Source organism: Brachybacterium sp. B718/18 (assembly GCF_055454375.1).
Genome location: NZ_JBVDDO010000009.1, coordinates 26,289 through 40,779, shown reverse-complemented (window position 1 = coordinate 40,779; position 14,491 = coordinate 26,289). Strand labels below are relative to the sequence as shown.

The window sequence follows — 14,491 nt, the reverse complement described above, 5'->3', positions numbered from 1 at the left end:
GCGCGGAACGTCCGGTGATCAGTCCTTGTGCGCGTCCTCGTAGGCCTTGCGGATGGTGCTTGAGATGCGACCGCGGTCGGGCACCTCGTAGCCGGCCGAACGGGCCCACTCGCGGATGCGCGAGGAATCGTTGGATCCCGACTTGGCGGAGGCGGAGCCGCCGGCGCGACCGCCGCGGCGACCGCCCACGCGGCGGCCCTTCTCGGCCCAGGCGCCGAGCTCCTCGCGGAACTTCGCGGCGTTCTCCTCGGAGAGATCGATCTCGTAGGCCACGCCGTCCAGGGCGAAGCTCACCGTCTGCTCGGCCTTTCCGCCGTCAAGGTCGTCGATGAGCTCCACAAATGTCTTTCGTGCCACAGGGGTTCTCCCTCGTCGATGGGGGTGCAATGCGCTCCGGACCGAATCAGTCCGAGATTGCACACAGTATCCACATGCTCCGAGCGAGAATCAATCCATTTCGCGTGTCGGGGTCTGATTCTTCACGGAATCCTCGCGGGACATCGCCTCGCGGATTTCGTGTTCCGCAATTCGGTCCGCCTCCCGCTCCCCGCGATCCGCGCGCATCATCGCCCGGATCACGAACCAGAAGAGCAGGCCCACACCGATCGACGGGAGCAGCGACCCCGCCTCGAACCAGAATCCGCTGTCCATCTCAGACCCCCGGCTTGACCAGCGGGAAGAGGATCGTCTCGCGGATCCCGAGGCCGGTCAGGGCCATCAGCAGCCGATCCACGCCCATGCCCATCCCACCCGTCGGGGGCAGGGCGTACTCCATCGCCTCGAGGAAGTCCTCGTCCAGCCGCATCGCCTCGTCGTCGCCCTGGGCCGCGAGCTGCGCCTGCTGGGCGAAGCGCTCGCGCTGGATGACGGGGTCGACGAGCTCGGAGTAGCCGGTGCCGAGCTCGAACCCGCGCACGTACAGGTCCCACTTCTCGACCACGCCGGGAGTGGAGCGGTGGGCGCGCACGAGCGGACTGGTCTCGACGGGGAAGTCGCGCACGAACGTCGGCTCGTACAAGTGGTCGCCCACGCGATGCTCGAACAGCTCCTCGACCAGCTTCCCGTGCCCGAAGCGCGGGTGGTCCAGGTCGAGATCGAGCGATCGCGCGATCGCGCGCAGCTCCTCGACGGAGGTCTCGGGGGTGATCTCCTGCCCGAGGGATTCCGAGAGGGATCCGTAGACGGTGATCTGCCTCCATTCCCCGGAGAAGTCGTACTCGGAGCCGTCGGCGAGGGTGACGATCTGCGATCCCGTCGCCTGCTCCGCCGCCTCCTGGACGAGGGATCGGGTGAGATCACCGATCGAGTCGTAATCCCCGTATGCCTGATATGCCTCGAGCATCGCGAACTCGGGGGAATGGGTCGAATCGGCGCCCTCGTTGCGGAAGTTCCGATTGATCTCGAACACTCGCTCCAGTCCGCCCACGGCGGCCCGCTTGAGGAAGAGCTCCGGGGCGATGCGCAGGAAGAGGTCGAGGTCGAAGGCGTTCATGTGGGTCACGAACGGACGAGCCGCCGCCCCCGAGGGGACGACCTGCAGCATCGGGGTCTCGACCTCGACGAAGTCCCGCTCGCGGAAGGAGGATCGCAGGGAGTGCATGACCTCGGCGCGCTGACGGACGGTGTCCCGCGCCTGCTGGCGCACGATGAGGTCGACGTAGCGGCGACGCACCCGCGACTCCTCCGAGAGGTCGGCATGCAGCACCGGGAGCGGGCGGACGGCCTTCGCGGCCATCTGCCAGGAGTCGGCGAAGATGCTCAGCTCCCCGCGGCGGGAGGCGCCGACGCGACCGTGGAAGAACACATGGTCGCCGAGGTCGACATCGGCCTTGAGGTCGGCGAGGCGCTCCTCTCCGATCTCGGCCAGGGAGGCCATCACCTGGAGCCGCTCGCCGGCGCCGTCCTGGAGGGTGATGAAGGCGAGCTTGCCGGTGCTGCGCTGGAAGACGACGCGCCCCGCGACGCCCACGACGTCCTCGGTCTCCTGGCCCGCCTCGAGGTGGCCGTACGCGGCGCGCACCGCCGCGATGCTCGTCGTCACCGGGACGGAGACGGGGTAGGCCTCCTCCCCGCGCGCCAGCAGGCGCTCCCGCTTGGCCTTGCGGACCGCCACCTGGTCGGAGGTGTCGGTCTGGTCCGGGGCAGGGAGGTTCTCGCTCATGGCCGCGATTGTCTCATCCGCGCCCCGGACGATGCCTGCAGGCTCAGGCCTCTGTCACCACCACCACAGCGGCGTCGAGCAGGCGCACACCCTCGACGCGGCCGACAAGGGTCACGAGCACCTCGCCGCGATAGGCGGCGTCGATCTCCTGGAGCGTGGCCGGGTCGAGCGCCAGGGCGTAGGCCCAGTCGATCTCGGCGCGCTCGAGGGCGTCGTGGAGCACGGCGCGGAGGGCGGCGTTCGAGGGGGCGGCGGCGCGGGCGGCGGCCAGGGTGCGGGAGAGGACGAGGGCGCGCTCCCGTCCCGCGTCGCTGAGGTACACGTTGCGGCTCGAGCGGGCCAGGCCCGAGGGCTCCCGCTGGATCTCGACCGGCTCGATCCGCACGGGCAGGTCGAGATCGGCGACGAGGGCCTGGATGATCGCGAGCTGCTGGGCGTCCTTGCGCCCGAAGACCGCCACGTCCGGGGCGGTCAGCTGGAGCAGCTTGGTGACCACGGTGACGACCCCGTCGAAATGGCCGGGCCGGGCGGCACCCTCGAGGATCGTGCCGGCCGCGCCCGCGGTGACCGAGACCGTCGGCGGCAGGACCGGGTACATCTCCTCGGCCGAGGGGGCGAAGACCAGGTCGACGAGGCCGTCGACGGCGGCGAGGTCCGCCTCGAGGTCGCGGGGATAGGTCTCGTAGTCCTCTCCGGGCCCGAACTGCAGGGGGTTGACGAAGTCGGTGAGGATCACGTGGTCGCAGAGCTCCCGGGCGCGGGCGACGAGGGCGAGGTGCCCGTCGTGCAGGGCACCCATCGTGGGGACCAGGGCGACGCTCCCGCGGAGCGCGGCGCGGCGGGTGCGCAGCTCCGCCTTCGTCCTCACGAGCGTCGTGGCGGGGATGGTGCCGGCGGCAGGGGTCATGCGTCCTCCTCGGTGGTGCTCTCCGCGAGCAGCGCCCGGATCGCGTCCCGGTCGCCCGGGGCGAGTGTCGCACGGGCGAGGGCCGCGAGCGCGAGGGCCCGGTAGGTCGCACCGAGATCGGCGGTGGCCGGGTCCGCGGCGGTGGCGTCGAGGTCCTCGAGGGCCGCGAGATGGGCGGCGACGGTGCTCGCGTCGCCGCGGACGACGGGTCCGGTGAGCGCCCGGCTCCCGCGTCGCAGCGACTCGTCAAGGGCCGCCTCGAGCAGCGGTCGGAGGTAGGCGCCGGGGTCGTCGATCCCGAGGCGGCGCAGCACCTCGCGGGACTGGTCCACGAGCACCACGAGGTGGTTCGCGGCGTGGGCGAGCGCGGCGTGGTACGTCGGCCGGTCCCCCTCGGGAAGCACCACCGCCTCCCCGCCGAGCTCGACGACGAGAGCCGCCGCGACGGGCAGGAACTCCTCGGCGGCAGTCACGGCCATGGGGCAGCCGACCAGGCGCGGGAGGTCCGCGGAGGTGCCCGTGAAGGTCATGGCGGGGTGCAGCGCGAGCGGGGCGCAGCCGGCCTCGGCGAGCGGGGCGAGCACCTCGGTGCCGTAGCGGCCCGAGGTGTGGACGACGAGCTGTCCCCCGGGAACGAGGCCGGTCGCGGCGATCCCGGCCGCGAGCGGGCCGAGCTGGTCGTCGGGCACGGCGAGCAGGAGCAATTCGCTGCGCTCGACGATCGCGGGGACGTCGAGCAGGGGGACGCCGGGCAGCAGCTCCGCGGCCCGGGTCCGTGACGCGTCGGAGACGGCGTACGCGCCGAGGATCCCGTGGCCCTGGGAGCGCAGGGCAGCTCCGAGCACGGCGCCGACGCGACCTGCGCCGATCACGCCGATGCCGAGGCGGGGCGGGGTCATCGCCCGGCCTCCTCGGCGGCGTGCACGGGTTCGGCAGGGCCATCGACCGCTCCCGCGGCGAGCAGCGGCTGCGGCCAGCTGTCCCGATCGCGGTAGCGGCGCAGCGTGCGGGCGTCGGCGGCGAGGGTCGCGTGGAGACCGAGCACCTCGGCCCGCGGGAGGCTGTCCAGGGTCAGCTCGTCGCCCGCGGTGCGGACCGTGAGGTCGAGGATCCCGAGGCGACGGGCGATCGGATCGTCCCCGACCGAGAGTTGCTGGATCCGCTCGCGGGGAACGATGACGAGGCGGCGCGCGAGGAGCCCACTGCGGTGCACCAGAGCCGCGGGGAGGAGCACGGTGACGCGGGTGCGCCGCGCGATCCAGGCCCAGCGCACGGGGGCGCGCAGGCCCTCGATGCTGCGCGCCGGGGCGGTGAGCAGGTGCTCGACGACGGCGAGGTCGTCGGCCGTGCCGAGCGGGGTGCTGAGCCGACGGAGGGTGTCGCGCAGTTCCCCGCGGGTGCCGACGGGGAGCACGCTCGTCGGTCCGTTCTCGTCGTCCGCGTCGATCCCGGCGACGGTCGCCGTCACGGCGGTCCATCCGGGTGCCCGCCAGAGGACGGGTCGGCGCAGCTCGAGGCCCTGGATGCGGCCGGCCGCGATGTTGTCGGTGCGGGTGTTCAGCAGGCCGCGCCGCATCCGCAGGCCGCGGTCGGTGTCGCGGGAGACGAAGCCCCACCCGGCGTCGATGCGACCGAAGACGTATCGCGGCACGGCGATCACCGTGGGCAGCAGGGCGAGGAGGATCGCGGGCGAGAAGCCCTCCTGCCAGACCGCGAGGCCGATGGCGAGGGCCACGCCGAGGATGCTCATGAGCACCCCGGTGAGGAAGCCGAGGTCCCGCAGCAGGGAGCGCACCAGGCGCTCGGTGGGGATGCGGGCGATCAGCTCGCCGTCGGTGACCCCGTCGTGCAGCAGCGCGTCGAGCCGGCCGCCCCGAGGGGCCGCCGCCGCCTCCGCACCGCCCTCGTCGTGTCGGGGGGCGGCGGTCGCGGCGTCCGGCGCAGCGGCCTCGCCGCCGTTCTCCGTCGCGGGCTTCTCGGACCGCCCGCCCGCCGCGATCTGGAGGATGCCGAGCCGCAGCTCCTCGGCCCGCGCGGAGCTGACGTACTCGATGTCCAGGGAGGACTCGCCGCCGCCGGCGACCTCGACGCGCACCTTCGCGAGGCCCAGGATCCGAGCCAGCAGCGGGCGCTCGACCGAGACCGACTCGATGCGGGCGCGCGGGGCGTACTCGCGCGAGCGGCTGATCACCCCGTGGTGCACGGAGACCCCGTCGTCATCGACCGCATAGGTGGTGAACCACCAGCTGAGCGTCGAGAAGAGGACCCCGACCACGATGGCGAGGGTCACCAGGCCCAGGCCGATCAGGAGGCGGCGCGGGTCGAACTCGCCGACCAGCTGCGAGATGTTCTGCGCCGTAACCACCGCGATGATGGCGACGACAACCTTCCAGCCGGTCACCAGCGGGGTGATCGGGTGAGTGCGCCGCCGAGGAGTCTCCGCGGCGGATGGCGGGGCCTGGATCGCGTCCGATCCGCCGGCCGCGGCGGAGGCACGCTCCGGTGCGGGCTCGGAAGTGCTCACAGCGCCGCCATCAGCTCGACGCCGCGCGCGGTGAGCAGCGCGCGCAGCCGCTCCGCCTCCTCACGGGGCAGTCCGGGGAGCGTGATCGCCGAGTCCTTGTGGGCGGTGCCCAGGGTGATCGTGGCGAGCCCGTAGCGGCGCTCCACGGGGCCCTCGCCGATGTTCACCGACTGCACGCGCCCGAAGGGGACCGTCTCGACCGTGCGGAAGAGGATGCCGGAGACGACGGTGAGGTCCTCCTCCCCCACCCGGTAGCCGAGCGCGCGCACACGCCGAGGGGTGAACAGCAGCCCCTGCACGACCACGATCAGCGGCAGCGCGCCGAGCGCCCCGATCCACCACCAGGAGGTCACAACCGCGCCCACGATCGCCCCGGCGACCAGCAGCAGCCCGAACGCATAGCCGGGGATCCCGCCGAGATACCGCGCGGGGATCAGCTTCTCGGAGACGGGGGTCATCCCGGCCGCACCGAGCCGGGCGGGCGGCGCGTCGGAGATCTCCGGCGACGTCCGCGAGAGCTCGTGCGGCGTCGTGGCGGACATTGGCGGCGCAGCCGCGGGCATCGGCGGCGCGGCTACAGGCATTGGCGGCGCGGCCGCGGGCACCGGGGCGGCAGGCTGCGGCGTCGGCACCGGAGCGGCGGGCTGCGGCGTGGGTCGGGGTGCGGCGGGCGGCGGCGCGGGCAGAGCCGGATCGGGCGCGTCGGTCATGCGCCCCATCGTGTCATCCTCGCGGGAACCCGGCCTGCGACGCCCGGCGCGGGATGACCCGTCGATGGTCGATCTCCGCGGCGATCATCGTCGGCCCCACCGCCTCGTCGGGAAGGCCCTTGGACGGGGTCCGGCTCAGGACCCGGCGCCCGCGTCCTCATGAGCCGGCCCCGGCCCCCTCGGCACCGTGCTCGCCGTCCTCGGGCGGCAGCGTCCCCCAGCGCTCCACGACCACGCCGAGGACCCCGAGGGCCAGCCCCGCGAGGGCCGCGGCGGCGGTGGGCAGGATCCCGCTCAGCGGGTCGCCGGTGCCGGTGATGGTCAGGAACAGCGCCTGGCCGCTGAACAGCCCGCCGACGACGGCCCCCGTGTACGCGCAGGCCCGGGCCAGCAGCACCGTGCGATACGCGGTGGGCAGGTCGATCTGGTGCCGGCGCGGGGTGAGGCTGGGGTGCCGGCGCCGCTCCTCGCTCTCCGCGAGATAACGGCGCATCGGCAGGCCGTAGGCGAGGAGGACGGCGCACAGCACCAGCTCGACCAGCGTGGTCAGCCAGCCGGCGATCGGCAGCGAGTGGCCGCGCGTCGCGAGGGTCTCCATCATCTGCGCGCCCAGTCCGGCGCCGACGACGGTGATCAGCACCAGCGCCGGGATGCTCAGCGGCTTCATGGACGCCCGAATCCCGCGATCTCGGGGCCCGGGGCGAGATCGCCACGATCCGCGGCGCCCTCGAGCAGGACCGCGATCGAGCCGTGTCCGGGCAGCTCGGCCTCCGGCCGGGCCGCATGCCACGGGGCGAGCACGAACGCGCGCTCGTGGGCGCGCGGATGCGGGAGGGTGAGCTCCTCGTCCGCGCTGCGCAGGTCGCCGTAGGCGATCAGGTCGACGTCCAGGGTGCGCGGCCCCCAGCGCACGAGCCGCTCCCGGCGCGCCTCCCGCTCGAGACGGTGGGCGAGGTCCAGCAGGGCGAAGGGGCCCAGCGCGGTGCGCACGCCGACGACCGAGTTCAGGAAGGCCCCCTGCCCGTCGGGACCGCCGACGGGGGCCGTCTCGAGCACGGGTCCGGTCCATTCGACGTCCACCAGCGGGTGCGCGGCGAGGGAGGCGAGGGCCCGTTCGAGGATCTGCGCGCGATCGCCGAGGTTGCCGCCGAGGGCGAGCACGCCGGACACCGGGGCCGCGTCGCGCTCGATCGTGACGGTCACATCGCCGATGGGTCGGCCGACGGGTGCCGCGGGCTTGTGGATCCGCACCCCCACCCGGCGCACCAGCGGATGTCCGACCTGCTCGAGGATCCGCGCGGCGATCCGCTCGGCGAGCGTCTCCACGAGGTCGTAGGAGCCGGTCGTGATCTCCTCGGCGACCGCCTCGGCGACCAGCGCGTAGTTCACCGTGCGCGAGAGGGCGTCCGCCCGGCCCGCGGGGCCGGTCCACAGGTGCAGCGTGACGTCGGCGCCGAACTCCTGCCCCAGCTCCTTCTCCGCCGCGAGCACGCCGTGGCGGCCCCAGGCGCGGATACCGGACACTTCGATGCGGTCCAGCAGGCCGTCTGCGCCGTCGCGCGGCACGCTCTGCTCGATCGGGCTCATGCGCGCCTGCTCCGGCGCAGACGATCCCCGACCCGCACCGCGGCCACGGTGGGCGGCACGGAGTGGACGCGCACGGCCCAGGCGCCGCGTTCGGCGCTGTAGGCGCTGATCGCCGCGGTCGCAGCGTCGCGATCCACGCCGAGCGCGCTCACGAATCGCTTGCGGGAGGCCCCGATCAGCACCGGCAGACCGTGGGAGGTCAGGGAGTCCCAGTCGGCGAGGACCTCCCAGTTCTGCTCGCCGGTCTTCGAGAACCCGAGCCCCGGGTCGGCGACCAGGAAGCGGTCCTCGACGCCGGCCGCGCGCAGGGCCGTCAGCCGGTCCTCGAGCTCGGCGGCGCTGTCGCGGGCGACATCGCCGTAGTCGGTCAGCCGGTTCATCACGTCGCTGTGCCCGCGCCAGTGCATCGCCACGAACACCGGCGGGGTGCCCCGGTGCGTGCGCAGCGTGGCGGCGATGGTGCCCATCTCGGCGTCGGCGAGCCCCGCGGAGACGTCGTTGACGATCAGGGCGCCGGCCTCGACGCTCGCCACCGCGACGGCCGCGCGCATCGTGTCCACGCTGACCACGACGCCCTCCGCGGCGAGGGCTCGGACCACCGGGACCACCCGGCGCAGCTCCTCCTCCTCGTCCACGCGGGGCGCGCCCGGGCGGGTGGACTCGCCGCCGATGTCGACGATGTCCGCTCCCTCGGCGACGAGCCGTCGACCGTGGGCGATCGCCTCCGGCGCGCGATCGTGCTCCCCGCCATCGGAGAAGGAGTCGGGCGTGACGTTCAGGACACCCATGACGAGGGTGTCGTCGCCGCCGAGCCGGGCGGGCAGACCGTCGGGGCCGCGTCGCGGGGTGCGGTCCATCTCAGCGTCCTCGATGGATGAGGCTCATCGCCTCCGCACGGGTGCTCGCGCTGTCGCGCAGCATGCCCCGCACGGCGCTGGTGACGGTGTCGGCACCTTCGGCGCGCACGCCGCGCATCGACATGCACATGTGCTCCGCCTCGATCACGACGATCACCCCGGCGGCGCCCAGCTCCTCGGCGAGGGCATCGGCGATCTGGGAGGTCAGGCGCTCCTGCACCTGGGGGCGCCGGGCGTAGACGTGCACCAGGCGGGCGAGCTTGCTGAGTCCGGTCACGGCACCGCTGCCGGGGATGTACCCCACGTGGGCGGTGCCGATGAACGGCAGCAGGTGGTGCTCGCACATCGAGTGGAAGCGGATGCCCCGCACGAGCACCAGCTCCTGGTGCTCGATCTCGAAGCGGGTCGAGAGCGGCTCGCGCGCATCCTGATCGAGGCCCTCGAAGACCTCGGCGTACATACGGGCGACCCGGGCGGGCGTGTCCCTCAGGCCGTCGCGATCGGGGTCCTCGCCGATGCCGGCGAGGATCTCCCGGACCGCGGCCTCGACACGGGCGTGGTCGACGGCCATCTCAGTGGTCCGTCCCGCCGGTCGCGTCGTGCCCCGGGGCGCCGGGGATCGCGGGGCCGTCACCGCCCGGATGCGGCAGCTCGGGAGCGCCGGGCTGCAGGGACTCCCCCGCGTCATGCGACTCCGCGCCGGTCGCGGTGGTGGTCGCGCCGACGGTCGGGGCCTCGAGGGCCGGGCGCTCGTCGCTCGAGACCCACACCTCGCGCAGCGGGCGCTTGCGCACGTCGCGGAAGATCTCGGCGAGCTCCGCCTCGTTCAGGGTCTCCTTCTCGAGGAGCTCCTCCACCAGGCGGTCCAGCACGTCCCGGTTCTCCACGATCACGGCCCAGGCCTCGTCGAGCGCGGCGTCGAGGAGCTTGCGCACCTCCTGGTCGACCAGGGTCGCGGTCTCGCCGCTGAAGCGGGGCGCCTGGCCCTGCTGCATGCCCACGAACACCTCGTCCTGGTCGCCGGAGAGCGCGACCTGGCCGACCGCCTCGCTCATGCCCAGCTGCATGACCATGGTCCGGGCGATCTTGGTGGCGTTCTGCAGATCGGAGCTGGGGCCGGTGGTGACGTCGTGGAAGATCGACTCCTCCACCGCGTAGCCGCCCATCGCGTAGGCGAGGCGGTCCAGCAGCTCGTTGCGGGACTGGTAGTTGCGGTCCTGGGTGGGCACGACCATCGTGTAGCCGCCGGCCTGGCCGCGCGGCAGGATCGTCACCTTGGTGACCGGGGCGGAGTTGTTCATCGCCGCCGCGACCAGGGCGTGGCCGCCCTCGTGGTACGCGGTCATCTGGCGCTCGCGCTCCGTCATGACCTTCGAGTAGCGCTGCGGGCCCATGGAGACGCGGTCGATCGCCTCGTCGAGCGCCCGGTTGTCGATGATCTGGTTGCCCGAGCGGGCCGTCAGCAGCGCCGCCTCGTTGAGCACGTTGGCGAGGTCCGCGCCGGACATGCCGATGGTGCGCTTGGCGACGGCCTCGAGGTCGACGTCGTGCGCGAGCGGCTTGCCCTTGGCGTGCACCCCGAGGATGTGCAGGCGGCCCTTGAGATCCGGGGCGGTCACCGCGATCTGGCGGTCGAAGCGGCCCGGGCGCAGCAGCGCCGGGTCGAGGATGTCGACGCGGTTCGTGGCGGCGATGAGGATGACGTTCTGGTTCTCGTCGAACCCGTCCATCTCCACGAGCATCTGGTTCAGGGTCTGCTCGCGCTCGTCGTGACCGCCGCCCATGCCCGCGCCGCGATGGCGGCCGACGGCGTCGATCTCGTCGATGAAGATGATCGCCGGGGCGTTCTCCTTCGCGGTGGTGAACAGGTCGCGCACGCGGCTCGCGCCGACGCCCACGAACATCTCCACGAAGTCCGAGCCGGAGATCGAGTAGAAGGGCACGTTCGCCTCGCCGGCGACGGCCTTGGCCAGCAGCGTCTTGCCGGTGCCGGGCGGGCCGTAGAGCAACACGCCCTTGGGGATCTTCGCGCCGACCGCCTGGTACTTGCCCGGGTCGACGAGGAACTGCTTGATCTCGTCGAGCTCCTCGACGGCCTCCTCGGCGCCGGCGACGTCCGCGAAGGTGACCTTGGGGGCCTCCTTGTTGAACAGCTTCGCCTTGGACTTGCCGAACTGCATCGCCCGGCCGCCGCCCTGGGCGTTCATGATCAGGAACCAGAACAGGCCGATGAAGATCAGCAGCGGGAGGAAGGACAGCAGCAGCGTGGACCACCAGGACGAGGTGGCGATCTCGTCGGTGTAGCCCTTCTCGGGCTGCGCCGCGTCGACGGCCTGCACCACGGCCTCGGCGCGGGCGTCGACGTAGCTGAAGCGGACCTGGGTGCCCTTGTCCTCCTCGCCGTCGACGTACGGCTCGGTCAGCACGAGGTCGACACGCTGCTGGTTGCCGCCGATGATGCGGGCCTGCTCGACGGTGTCGCCCTCGAGCAGGGCGAGGCCCTGCTCGGTGTCGATCTGCTGGTAGCCGTCGCGGCCGAAGAGGGTGAAGAGCGCCATGCCCAGGAGCAGGGCCACCAGGATCCACAGGGCGATCGAGGTGAACGGCCGCTTCCTGCGGCCGCGGGAGGAGGTCTCGGCCATGATCAGCTCTCGTAGACGGAGCGCTTGAGGACGCCGACGTAGGGCAGGTTGCGATACACCTCGGCGTAGTCGAGCCCGTACCCGATGACGAACTCGTTGGGGATGTCGAAGCCGACGTAGCGGACGTCGATCTCGACGCGCGCCGCCTCGGGCTTGCGCAGCAGGGTGCAGATCTCGACGGACTTCGGTCCCCGGGAGCGGAGGTTGGAGAGCAGCCACTTGAGCGTCAGGCCCGAGTCGATGATGTCCTCGACGATGAGCACGTTGCGTCCGGAGATGTCCGCGGAGAGGTCCTTGAGGATGCGGACGACCCCGGAGGACTTGGTGCCCGATCCGTAGGAGGAGACGGCCATCCAGTCCATCTCCACCGTGAGGTCCACGGCGCGCGCGAGGTCGGCCATGACCATGACCGCACCCTTGAGGACGCCCACGAGGATCGGGGGCTCGTCCGCGTAGTCCGCGGCGATCTGTGCGCCGATCTCGCTCAGCCGGTCGCTGATCTGCTGCTGATCCAGCAGGACCCGCTCGACATCGGGGTGGATGTGCGTCTGGGGCACGCGGTACTCCTCGGTGGAAGGTGTAGGTGCGCCGCCGCGGCTCACGGATCCGACCGGCGCCACACCAGCAGGCCGTCGCGGCGAGCGACCTCGATCCTACCCGGAACAGGCACGCCTGCCTGACCGTGCCATGAGACGACGAGGGCGTCGAGGGCGAGCACCTGACGGCGCAACAGGGACTTGGTCGCCGGGACGGCACCGAGCTCCCGCGCCGCGGCCTGTGCGGAACGGGTCGCATCGCGCAGGATCCGGGTGCGGACCGGGGCGGGCAGCGCGGCGAGGGCGTGCACGTCGAGCAGCAGCAGATCGTCCTCGGTCCGCAGCGCGCCGCCGTCCCGCCGCAGCGCCTCGAGCCCGTCGCGGGCAGCGGCGTCGAGGTGGTCGACGTCGGGTCGCACGAGGTCCGCGGTGCGGGCGAGGTTCTCGTCGATCTGCTCGCCGAGGATCTCCCGCAGCAGCGGCAGCGCCCGGTGCCGCACGCGCGCTCGCAGCAGGGTCTCGTCGGCGTTCATCGGGTCCTCCCACCACTCGAGGTCGTGGAGGCGGCAGATCTCCTCGGTGTCTCCGCGGCGCAGGGCCGTGGTCTCGTCCCGGCCGGTGCCCAGGAAGGGCCGCAGGAGCGGGCCGCGCGCCCGGGGGATGCCCGCGAGTGCGCGCGGTCCGGCACCGCGGGCGAGCCCCATGAGCACCTGCTCCGCCTGGTCGTCGAGGGTGTGGCCGAGGAGGAGGGCGAGGCCGCCCCGGTCGCCGAGGAGGAGCTCGAGGGCGGCGTGGCGGGCGTCGCGGGCAGCGCTCTCCAGTCCACCGGGGGCGTCGCGGTCCACGGCGACGCGGAGCACGTGGGCGGTGGCGCCGAGCCGCTCGGCCTGGATGGCGGCGCGCTCGGCGACCTGCGCCGAGTCGTGCTGCAGGGCGTGGTCCACGATCGCCGCCTCGGTCTCCAGCCCCATCCGCTCCCCCACCCAGCGGGTGGTCGCGAGCAGCGCCAAGGAATCCGCGCCGCCGCTCACGCCCACGAGCAGCCGGGGGGCGAGAGTCCCGGCGGCGGTGTCGTCGGCCAGCTGCTCGAGGCGCGCAGTGAGCGCGGCGCGCACCGCGGTGCGGGCCCGGGCGACGACGGGGGGCGGACCGGCCATCAGGAGTCCTGCACCATCTCGGCGGCGACCTGGTCGACGGCGGCGCGGGCCGCCGCGGCGTCGGCACCGTCGAATCCGTGCACGACGATCGAGTACGCGACGATGCGGCCGTCGGGCAGCACCGTGACCCCGGCGAGGGTCGAGGCGCCGCCGAGATAGCCGGTCTTGCCGCGCACCACGCCGCGGGCGACCTCGGTGTCCTCCTCGTCGAAGCGGGAGGCGAGGGTCCCGGAGAGCCCGGCGATCGGGACGTCGAAGAGGATCTGCTGCAGCTGGGGGACTGTCCCCGCGGCCACCTCGCCGAGAACCGCGGCCAGCAGGGCGGGCGGGACACGGTTGTCGCGCGAGAGCCCCGAGCCGTCCCGGATCACGAGCGCCTCGAGGTCCGCCTCGGGAACGCCCGCCTCGGCGGCGAGCTCGCGCACTTCGGCCTCGACGGCGGCCGCCGCGGACTCCGGGGTGGTCGCCTCGCCGCGGCCCAGCGCCACGAGGTGGGCCAGGAGCTCGGCGGTGGTGTTGTCGGAGATCTCCAGGGTGTGGCGGACGATCTCGCCGATGCTCTCGGAGTGCACCTCGGCGGCGGGGGCGTCGGCCGGGGCCTGGCCCGCGCTGATCTCGCCGATCACCGTCAGGCCCTGCTCGCCGAGGAGCTGGGCGAAGAGCGCGGCGGCGTCGCCCGCGGGGTCGGTGGACTTCGGGCCGTACTGCTCCGCATCCAGCCACCCCTCGTCGACGGCGAGGGAGGCGGTGGGCGCGACCCAGCCGCCGGCGGTGCCGTTCGCGCCCCAGGCCGGGTTCTGCCCGCCGACGATGTAGTCCGCGTCGAGCACGAGGGACACCTCGGTCGTGCCCTGCTCCCGGGCGAGGGCCGCAGCGTCCTCGGCGAGCCCGCGCAGGTCCTCTTCGGAGAGAGTCATGTCACCCCCTCCCTGGAGGGTGATGGTGCCGTCCTGCACCACCGCCCGCGTGGTGAGCACCTCCTCGCCGGTGTAGAGCCGCAGCACGGCGGCGGCGGTGAGCAGCTTGAGGGTGGAGGCGGGGATCCGCGCGGTGTCGGCGTCCCGCGCGGCGATCTGATCCCCGGTCCCGACGTCGACGACGGAGAAGGCGAGACCGCCGGCGACCACCGGCAGATCCGCATGGGCGGCCATGCGCTGCTCCAGGTCAGCAGCCTGTTCGGCACCGACGCCGGAGGAGACGGTGGGGCCGGGCTCGGCGGGGGTGACACGCTCGAAGTCCTCGGCGCGAGCCGGGGGGCCCGCCGCGGTCCCCTCCTCCCGGCGCTCGAGGGTGAGCACACCGGGGAAGGCGTCGGTGAGGTCGCCGAGCACGTAGAAGCTCGCCGGCACCGCGGCGCACAGCACGATCGCCGTCGCCCGCCATACCCGGTCCGATGCCCTGAAGCCCATG

General features: G+C 73.1%; 15 protein-coding genes. All 15 read right to left on the bottom strand.

What is annotated here, in order from left to right; all coding sequences use genetic code 11:
• Window positions 1-18: 18 nt before the first annotated feature.
• On the bottom strand, window positions 19-357 hold the full coding sequence (locus ACZCAH_RS12885) for a histone-like nucleoid-structuring protein Lsr2 (protein WP_464341456.1): 339 nt from the start codon (window positions 355-357) through the stop codon (window positions 19-21).
• A 90-nt stretch (window positions 358-447) separates the two neighbouring features.
• Window positions 448-651 carry a hypothetical protein gene (locus ACZCAH_RS12880; protein ID WP_329744996.1) on the bottom strand — a complete coding sequence of 68 codons (204 nt, stop codon included), beginning with the start codon at window positions 649-651 and terminating at the stop codon, window positions 448-450.
• Window position 652: 1 nt separating this feature from the next.
• On the bottom strand, window positions 653-2,161 hold the full coding sequence (lysS, locus tag ACZCAH_RS12875; RefSeq protein WP_464341455.1) for a lysine--tRNA ligase: 1,509 nt from the start codon (window positions 2,159-2,161) through the stop codon (window positions 653-655).
• A gap of 43 nt (window positions 2,162-2,204) precedes the next feature.
• Window positions 2,205-3,068, bottom strand: a complete 864-nt coding sequence (panC, locus tag ACZCAH_RS12870; RefSeq protein ID WP_464341454.1) for a pantoate--beta-alanine ligase — start codon at window positions 3,066-3,068, stop codon at window positions 2,205-2,207.
• Window positions 3,065-3,967, bottom strand: coding sequence for a Rossmann-like and DUF2520 domain-containing protein (locus ACZCAH_RS12865; RefSeq protein WP_464341453.1), 903 nt, complete (start codon window positions 3,965-3,967; stop codon window positions 3,065-3,067). The genes panC and ACZCAH_RS12865 overlap by 4 nt, the downstream gene beginning before the upstream one ends.
• Entirely contained in the window at window positions 3,964-5,592 is a 1,629-nt protein-coding gene (locus tag ACZCAH_RS12860; RefSeq protein ID WP_464341452.1) for a PH domain-containing protein, read from the bottom strand. The genes ACZCAH_RS12865 and ACZCAH_RS12860 overlap by 4 nt, the downstream gene beginning before the upstream one ends.
• Complete coding sequence (locus tag ACZCAH_RS12855; protein WP_464341451.1) at window positions 5,589-6,050, bottom strand: PH domain-containing protein; 462 nt, start codon at window positions 6,048-6,050, stop codon at window positions 5,589-5,591. Before ACZCAH_RS12855 ends, ACZCAH_RS12860 begins: the two co-directional genes overlap by 4 nt.
• A 409-nt stretch (window positions 6,051-6,459) precedes the next feature.
• On the bottom strand, window positions 6,460-6,969 hold the full coding sequence (locus ACZCAH_RS12850) for a DUF3180 domain-containing protein (RefSeq protein ID WP_329744990.1): 510 nt from the start codon (window positions 6,967-6,969) through the stop codon (window positions 6,460-6,462).
• Entirely contained in the window at window positions 6,966-7,889 is a 924-nt protein-coding gene (folK, locus tag ACZCAH_RS12845; RefSeq protein WP_464341450.1) for a 2-amino-4-hydroxy-6-hydroxymethyldihydropteridine diphosphokinase, read from the bottom strand. The genes ACZCAH_RS12850 and folK overlap by 4 nt, the downstream gene beginning before the upstream one ends.
• On the bottom strand, window positions 7,886-8,746 hold the full coding sequence (gene folP, locus ACZCAH_RS12840; RefSeq protein WP_464341449.1) for a dihydropteroate synthase: 861 nt from the start codon (window positions 8,744-8,746) through the stop codon (window positions 7,886-7,888). Before folP ends, folK begins: the two co-directional genes overlap by 4 nt.
• Before the next feature lies 1 nt (window position 8,747).
• Window positions 8,748-9,317 carry a GTP cyclohydrolase I FolE gene (folE, locus tag ACZCAH_RS12835; RefSeq protein ID WP_464341448.1) on the bottom strand — a complete coding sequence of 190 codons (570 nt, stop codon included), beginning with the start codon at window positions 9,315-9,317 and terminating at the stop codon, window positions 8,748-8,750.
• 1 nt (window position 9,318) lies between these two features.
• A complete protein-coding gene (gene ftsH / locus ACZCAH_RS12830) occupies window positions 9,319-11,388 on the bottom strand; it encodes an ATP-dependent zinc metalloprotease FtsH (protein ID WP_464341447.1) in 2,070 nt (689 codons plus the stop codon).
• A gap of 2 nt (window positions 11,389-11,390) precedes the next feature.
• A complete protein-coding gene (hpt, locus tag ACZCAH_RS12825) occupies window positions 11,391-11,945 on the bottom strand; it encodes a hypoxanthine phosphoribosyltransferase (protein ID WP_329744985.1) in 555 nt (184 codons plus the stop codon).
• A gap of 41 nt (window positions 11,946-11,986) precedes the next feature.
• The gene (tilS, locus tag ACZCAH_RS12820; protein ID WP_464341446.1) at window positions 11,987-13,081 is read right to left on the bottom strand and encodes a tRNA lysidine(34) synthetase TilS; all 1,095 of its coding nucleotides are present in this window, start codon (window positions 13,079-13,081) and stop codon (window positions 11,987-11,989) included.
• Window positions 13,081-14,490, bottom strand: coding sequence for a D-alanyl-D-alanine carboxypeptidase/D-alanyl-D-alanine-endopeptidase (locus tag ACZCAH_RS12815; protein WP_464341445.1), 1,410 nt, complete (start codon window positions 14,488-14,490; stop codon window positions 13,081-13,083). The genes tilS and ACZCAH_RS12815 overlap by 1 nt, the downstream gene beginning before the upstream one ends.
• Between the last annotated feature and the right edge of the window lies 1 nt (window position 14,491).